The organism is Selenomonas sp. oral taxon 892 str. F0426 (genome assembly GCF_000468035.1).
Lineage (GTDB): Bacteria > Bacillota > Negativicutes > Selenomonadales > Selenomonadaceae > Centipeda.
The window spans coordinates 6,433-11,156 of sequence record NZ_KI260521.1; the positions used below are offsets into that span (position 1 = coordinate 6,433).

The window sequence follows — 4,724 nt, forward strand, 5'->3', positions numbered from 1 at the left end:
CCCGCCTGTGCCGCCGTCATTCCCGCTGAGATACGCCCGCCGAACGTGCCGGAGAGGACGGCGCTCTCTTTGAGCCGTGCATTCAGTTTCCGCACCTCGGCTTCGGTCTGTGCGACCGTCCGCTGCTGCCGCAGGAGATTGCTCTCCGCACGGCGATAGGACGCACTATCCACGCCGTCATTCTTCTTGGCAGACTGCAAAACAGCAGCAAGAATCTGTTCTTTTTGCCGCTGAATATCCAACTCGCGGTTGATCGCCTGATGACGCACCTTGATCTTATCCAGTTCTGTCCCCACACCGTCGAGTTTCGCGAGGTCGGCATCCAACTTCAGATGGATATTATTCGCCTTGCTGTTGAGGCGTGCAATGGAATCCGAGACGGTTTTCCCTGCCGTGTCAAAGTCCAGCTGCAGCTGTGCGATGTTGAGACCGATATCGAGATAGAGTTCATCAATCTTTTGTCCGCGCTTTGCCACCCTATCCCCTCCCTACATCACGTCGTCAATAAATCGCTCGGACAATCTTTCTTCGCAGATCGCTGTTACTACAAGCTGATCGAGCAGGAACGCAATCTCATGCCTGTCGATTTCCTGCATTGTCCACCCATAGGCGGACTGCAGCCGCTCGTAGTAGCGCAGTAGATTCTGGTACGGAGAAAGAACTACGCCTCTTTCCCCGTCTCTCCGTTTGGGAGGTTCACCAATTTGGAAAACGTCAATGACTGAACCCATCGAAAGAGTGCGCGTGTCAGTGGAACAATGTCCGCAACATCGACATTCTCCTCCACGGATTCTCGTGTCACTTCCTCCCGTCCGAATCCAAGGACAATCAGACGGACGTGTGCATCCAGAAAATCTTCAAGGCTCAATCCTTCCTTGTCGGCATCAAAAAAGGCAAGGAACTCACGCCAGACCTTCATCTTCGGAGGGTTCGGCGTGATTTCCCTGCCCGCAATCCATAGCGTTGGTTTTTCCATGATACGCTCCCTCATACCTGCTCGTACCACTTCGTCCCAGTCTCAGCGGCAAAGCCCGCCGCCTCCTCGTCAGCCTTGGCGTAGGACAGCCCGTCGGAAATACGGTAGATCGCCTTTGCCGTGAGCGTCGGCGTGTCGAACTGGATGCTCTCCTGCTTCGAGTTGCCGCTCTCGGACGGTTCCGTGAATTGGACTTTGTAGAATTTGGTGAAACGCTTCTTCCCGTTGCGCTTATCCGACTGAAAGAGCACGGCGAAGTACGGAGCGACATCGTCCTTGCCCGCCTTCATCACGCCGTTCTCGATACTGTGTCCAAGGAGATACGCCGTGTATTCCAAAGGAAGCGCAGCCGTGTCAAACGTCAGATCGTAGGATGCGGTATTCGACGCCGTATCCACGGACTGACCGTCGGCAAAAAGCTCCGCCTGATTCGTCTGCGGCTTGATGTCCACCTTGCGCAAGAGCTTCCCAAGCGGAATCGGAGCTTCGTAGGTCGCCGCTCCTCCTGCTACATCGGTGAGCATCTTGGCGATATGAAGTTTCTGGATGTTGATGAACTGCCCGCTCGTAAGATTTGCGGCAGGCTTTGCTGTTGGTGTTGGACTTGGCATATTATTCTCCCTCCATTGCTGTTCTGTAATCTGTGATCTCCACGAATATATCTTTCTCTATCAGTTCCTGCGTCTGCGCCCTTATAAAGCCGATTGGCAAAAGCGCGTTCTGCACGGCTTTATGAATCTCCCGAAACCGTCCGTCCTTCGTCATAATGTGGATACGCACCGTTACACGCCGTTCCAGTTCCGCACCATCGACTGAGAGCGCAGGAACATCCGAGATCACCGAATAAACGAGTATCGGATACGTCCCCGCATCGGGACTGCGCCCGTGATAGATGCCCTTCTTTCCGTGAGCGAGAAGCTGCGAGAGTGTCTTGGAGCGCACAAGTGCCTGATACACCATCCGTGCCGTACTCATTTCCCTCTCCTCCGTATTGCCATACGGACGGCATCGACGATGGCAGAACGGATCCCGTCCTTCTTGGCATCGAGCGCGGGATAGAGAAACGGCTTGTTGATGCGCGGGCTGAACTCGACGAGTACGCCATAGGGAACGCCATCCTGCGACTCGGCATCTGCCGCGATCCTCCAAACAGAACCGTCCTTGCGTCGCAGTCGCTTATGGATGGAGTCGCGCAGTGCGCCCTTTACCACGCGCTTATCTGTTCCCGTATAGACGGGACAGCGGTTCTTTGCCTCTGCGACCACATCGTCCGCTCTGGCGGCGAGTGCCTCCTTTGCCGCAGCCGTCGCCTCCGCACCAAGTTCCGAGAGGATCTTCTCGGCAGAGACAAAACCTCGGTATCTAGCCATCTTCCACCAACTCCCTGCATTCTATGACAAGCCATTGTTTCTTCCCGCCAAGCGGATACGGCGGCGCGATAGGTATGAGCGTTTTGCCATCCCAACGGATACGATCCGTCACGCGGACATCTGTGCGGTAGCGTATGACAATGCGGTAATCTACCTCCTGCACTTTCTCCGCATACCCGTCGGAGATTTTCGCAGCAAAGGGCAGAACGAGTGCCCACGCTTTACCGACTTTCTGTGTTGTTTGCGCGAGGATATTCCCCTCATCATCCGTATCCATCACGGGACGCAGGATAGAAATGCGATGACGCAGTTCGCTCATGGATACCTGCATCTAAAAGCCCTCCTTCCGCACACCGAAGAGAAGCGACCGTAGCGTCAGCGCAAGCCCTCGATGATCCGCTTCTTCTCTGTGTTCGTAGATATAGGACACGGCGTAGAGTATTGCGACACGCACGATTGCTTGGTCTTCGACCTCCGATATGTCCTTTACCCGTAAAAGAGCAGTGCAAATCTGTTCTGCGGTTTCCGTAAAGTGTGCGAGGAGATCATCCTCCTCATCACTGTCAATCCGCAGATATTGCCTCACTGCTGCAAGCGGCACAAGCATAGAACCACCTCCCCTCTTTGCCGCAAGTCTATGAAATCGCTGATAAAATAAAACCCGTCAAATTGGCGAATAATTTATCAGCCCTTCATCTTGAGCGTCTGCACAGCCTCTTCAAGAACGAGCTTGCCGTCCACACGCTCCTTCATGACGTAGCCGACCATGCCGTTGCCCGCAAACAGTTCCTTGAGTTCCTGCAGCGCACGGGTGCCGCGATCCCCGATGTTGTAGTAGGAGTAGTCACCGAATGCGATGACGGTCTTGCCTGCTGCAATAGCTGGCATATATGCTGAGGAGTAGACGGGGTAGCCGAGCAGACGGTCGGGTTCGCCCATCTGATACGAAGGCTGCCAGAAATACGCACCGTTCGCGTCCTTGAGTTTGCGGATGCTTGCAAGTGTCTGGTCGTTGACGATGAACGCCGCATTCTTGCGGTAGGGACGCTTGAGGCTGTAGACGAGCGTCACGAGTTCGTCCGCCTTGAGGTCTGCCGCTGTCGTGGTGACGGATGTCTTCGCCGAGGAAAGAAGTCCCTTCGGCTTGTGCGTCCCGTCGCCGTTCAGGAACGCATCCTCCTCAGCGTTGCCGAGTGCCTTTCCGAACTGCTCGATGAGGTAGTTCTCAAGGTTGAAGGCGTTGTCATAGAGTAGTTCCTCCGTCACCTTGACCGCAACGTGGAGTTTGTGTGCGTCGAGAACAATCTGATCGAAGGTCGCGTCCCCGAAGGTGAGCGGCGCCCCCTCCTCAATCCACGCAGCCGCAGGTTTCGTGGCGGCGATATTGATCTTGTGCTCGCCGCTCGTTGTGATGACCGTCGCAAGCGGACGCAGGACGTTCTCCTCATTCAGAACGTCGATCAGACGCTGATCGTATTCCTCGGGAACGAGATAGCCGCCGTTTGCATCCACGCCTTCCTGCAGGACGTTCTCCACCTGCCGGAAGTTCGTGCGAAGTGCCTTGAGCATTGCCGAGCGGTACGCCTCACTTGCACGTCCAGTCTTTTCAGAGGCGAATCCTGCACCTGCCCTCGGCAGATTGGTGATCGCTGCCGTCACGGGCTTTGCAAGCTGTGCGTCAAGAATCGCCTGACGCTCCATGCGCTCGATGTCCTTCCCGAGCGCAAGCACCTCGTTCTCCATCTGCTCATACGCCTTGGCATCTTCGGCTGTGAGATGCCCGTCCTTTTCGTGAGAATCCAGAAACTGCTTTGCCTGTTCCCACATTTCTGCACGCTTCTCGCGCATTGCCATGATCTTATCCATGTTCTTGTCCCTCCATTAGTTCCTTAATGTGAAATAGAAAAGAGCCGCTTCTTAAACGGCTCTGCATCGACATTGTGTGTCTCCCGCCCGAATTTCGAGAGCAGAGAGTTCGTGACGGCGGCGCGGGAGAAGATCAGCCCATCTGCCGTATCCGTCATAGGACGCTGAACGTCCGCATAGAGAACAGAATCCGCAAATCCAAGCTCCACTGCCTTCTTTGCGTTCATCCACGTCTCGGCATCCATTAGCCGCGAAATCTTCGCGCGGGACAGCCCCGTCTTGATCTCATAAGCGTTGATGATGCTCTCCTTGATCTCGGCAAGGAAGGTAATCGTCCGCTCCATCTCATGTGTATCGCCGATGGAGACGGTCATGGGATTGTGAATCATCAACATCCCCAAGGGTGAAATCTCGACGGTCGATCCTGCCATTGCAACAACGGATGCAGCAGAGGCGGCAATCCCGTCAATCTTAACGGTGACATTTCCCTTATACTCCATGAGCATATTGTA

General features: G+C 55.0%; 8 protein-coding genes and 1 pseudogene. All 9 read right to left on the reverse strand.

The genetic code is table 11. The annotated features are described in order from the left end of the window. A pseudogene (locus HMPREF1992_RS00910) lies at positions 1–476 on the reverse strand (hypothetical protein); the annotation flags it as partial. 185 nt (positions 477–661) lie between these two features. Continuing rightward, positions 662–976 carry a hypothetical protein gene (locus tag HMPREF1992_RS00915; RefSeq protein ID WP_037357882.1) on the reverse strand — a complete coding sequence of 105 codons (315 nt, stop codon included), beginning with the start codon at positions 974–976 and terminating at the stop codon, positions 662–664. Between the two features lie 11 nt (positions 977–987). Then, positions 988–1,587 carry a major tail protein gene (locus tag HMPREF1992_RS00920; protein ID WP_021683920.1) on the reverse strand — a complete coding sequence of 200 codons (600 nt, stop codon included), beginning with the start codon at positions 1,585–1,587 and terminating at the stop codon, positions 988–990. Between the two features lies 1 nt (position 1,588). Beyond that, positions 1,589–1,951 (reverse strand): DUF3168 domain-containing protein, encoded by a 363-nt coding sequence (locus tag HMPREF1992_RS00925; RefSeq protein WP_021683921.1) that lies wholly within the window; start codon positions 1,949–1,951, stop codon positions 1,589–1,591. Beyond that, positions 1,948–2,346 (reverse strand): HK97 gp10 family phage protein, encoded by a 399-nt coding sequence (locus HMPREF1992_RS00930; protein WP_021683922.1) that lies wholly within the window; start codon positions 2,344–2,346, stop codon positions 1,948–1,950. The genes HMPREF1992_RS00925 and HMPREF1992_RS00930 overlap by 4 nt, the downstream gene beginning before the upstream one ends. After that, positions 2,339–2,677 (reverse strand): phage head closure protein, encoded by a 339-nt coding sequence (locus tag HMPREF1992_RS00935; RefSeq protein ID WP_021683923.1) that lies wholly within the window; start codon positions 2,675–2,677, stop codon positions 2,339–2,341. The genes HMPREF1992_RS00930 and HMPREF1992_RS00935 overlap by 8 nt, the downstream gene beginning before the upstream one ends. Then, positions 2,678–2,953 carry a head-tail connector protein gene (locus HMPREF1992_RS00940; protein ID WP_021683924.1) on the reverse strand — a complete coding sequence of 92 codons (276 nt, stop codon included), beginning with the start codon at positions 2,951–2,953 and terminating at the stop codon, positions 2,678–2,680. 77 nt (positions 2,954–3,030) lie between these two features. Continuing rightward, the gene (locus HMPREF1992_RS00945; protein WP_021683925.1) at positions 3,031–4,212 is read right to left on the reverse strand and encodes a phage major capsid protein; all 1,182 of its coding nucleotides are present in this window, start codon (positions 4,210–4,212) and stop codon (positions 3,031–3,033) included. A 23-nt stretch (positions 4,213–4,235) separates the two neighbouring features. After that, the coding region (locus tag HMPREF1992_RS00950; RefSeq protein ID WP_021683926.1) for a head maturation protease, ClpP-related at positions 4,236–4,724 on the reverse strand (489 nt) is incomplete at its 5' end.

Bases quoted from the DNA above. Each gene is read 5' to 3' on its own strand.
- HMPREF1992_RS00935 (WP_021683923.1), bottom strand. From the start codon at position 2,677: ATGCAGGTATCCATGAGCGAACTGCGTCATCGCATTTCTATCCTGCGT.
- HMPREF1992_RS00940 (WP_021683924.1), bottom strand. From the start codon at position 2,953: ATGCTTGTGCCGCTTGCAGCAGTGAGGCAATATCTGCGGATTGACAGT.
- HMPREF1992_RS00930 (WP_021683922.1), bottom strand. From the start codon at position 2,346: ATGGCTAGATACCGAGGTTTTGTCTCTGCCGAGAAGATCCTCTCGGAA.
- HMPREF1992_RS00915 (WP_037357882.1), bottom strand. From the start codon at position 976: ATGGAAAAACCAACGCTATGGATTGCGGGCAGGGAAATCACGCCGAAC.
- HMPREF1992_RS00945 (WP_021683925.1), bottom strand. From the start codon at position 4,212: ATGGATAAGATCATGGCAATGCGCGAGAAGCGTGCAGAAATGTGGGAA.
- HMPREF1992_RS00920 (WP_021683920.1), bottom strand. From the start codon at position 1,587: ATGCCAAGTCCAACACCAACAGCAAAGCCTGCCGCAAATCTTACGAGC.
- HMPREF1992_RS00925 (WP_021683921.1), bottom strand. From the start codon at position 1,951: ATGAGTACGGCACGGATGGTGTATCAGGCACTTGTGCGCTCCAAGACA.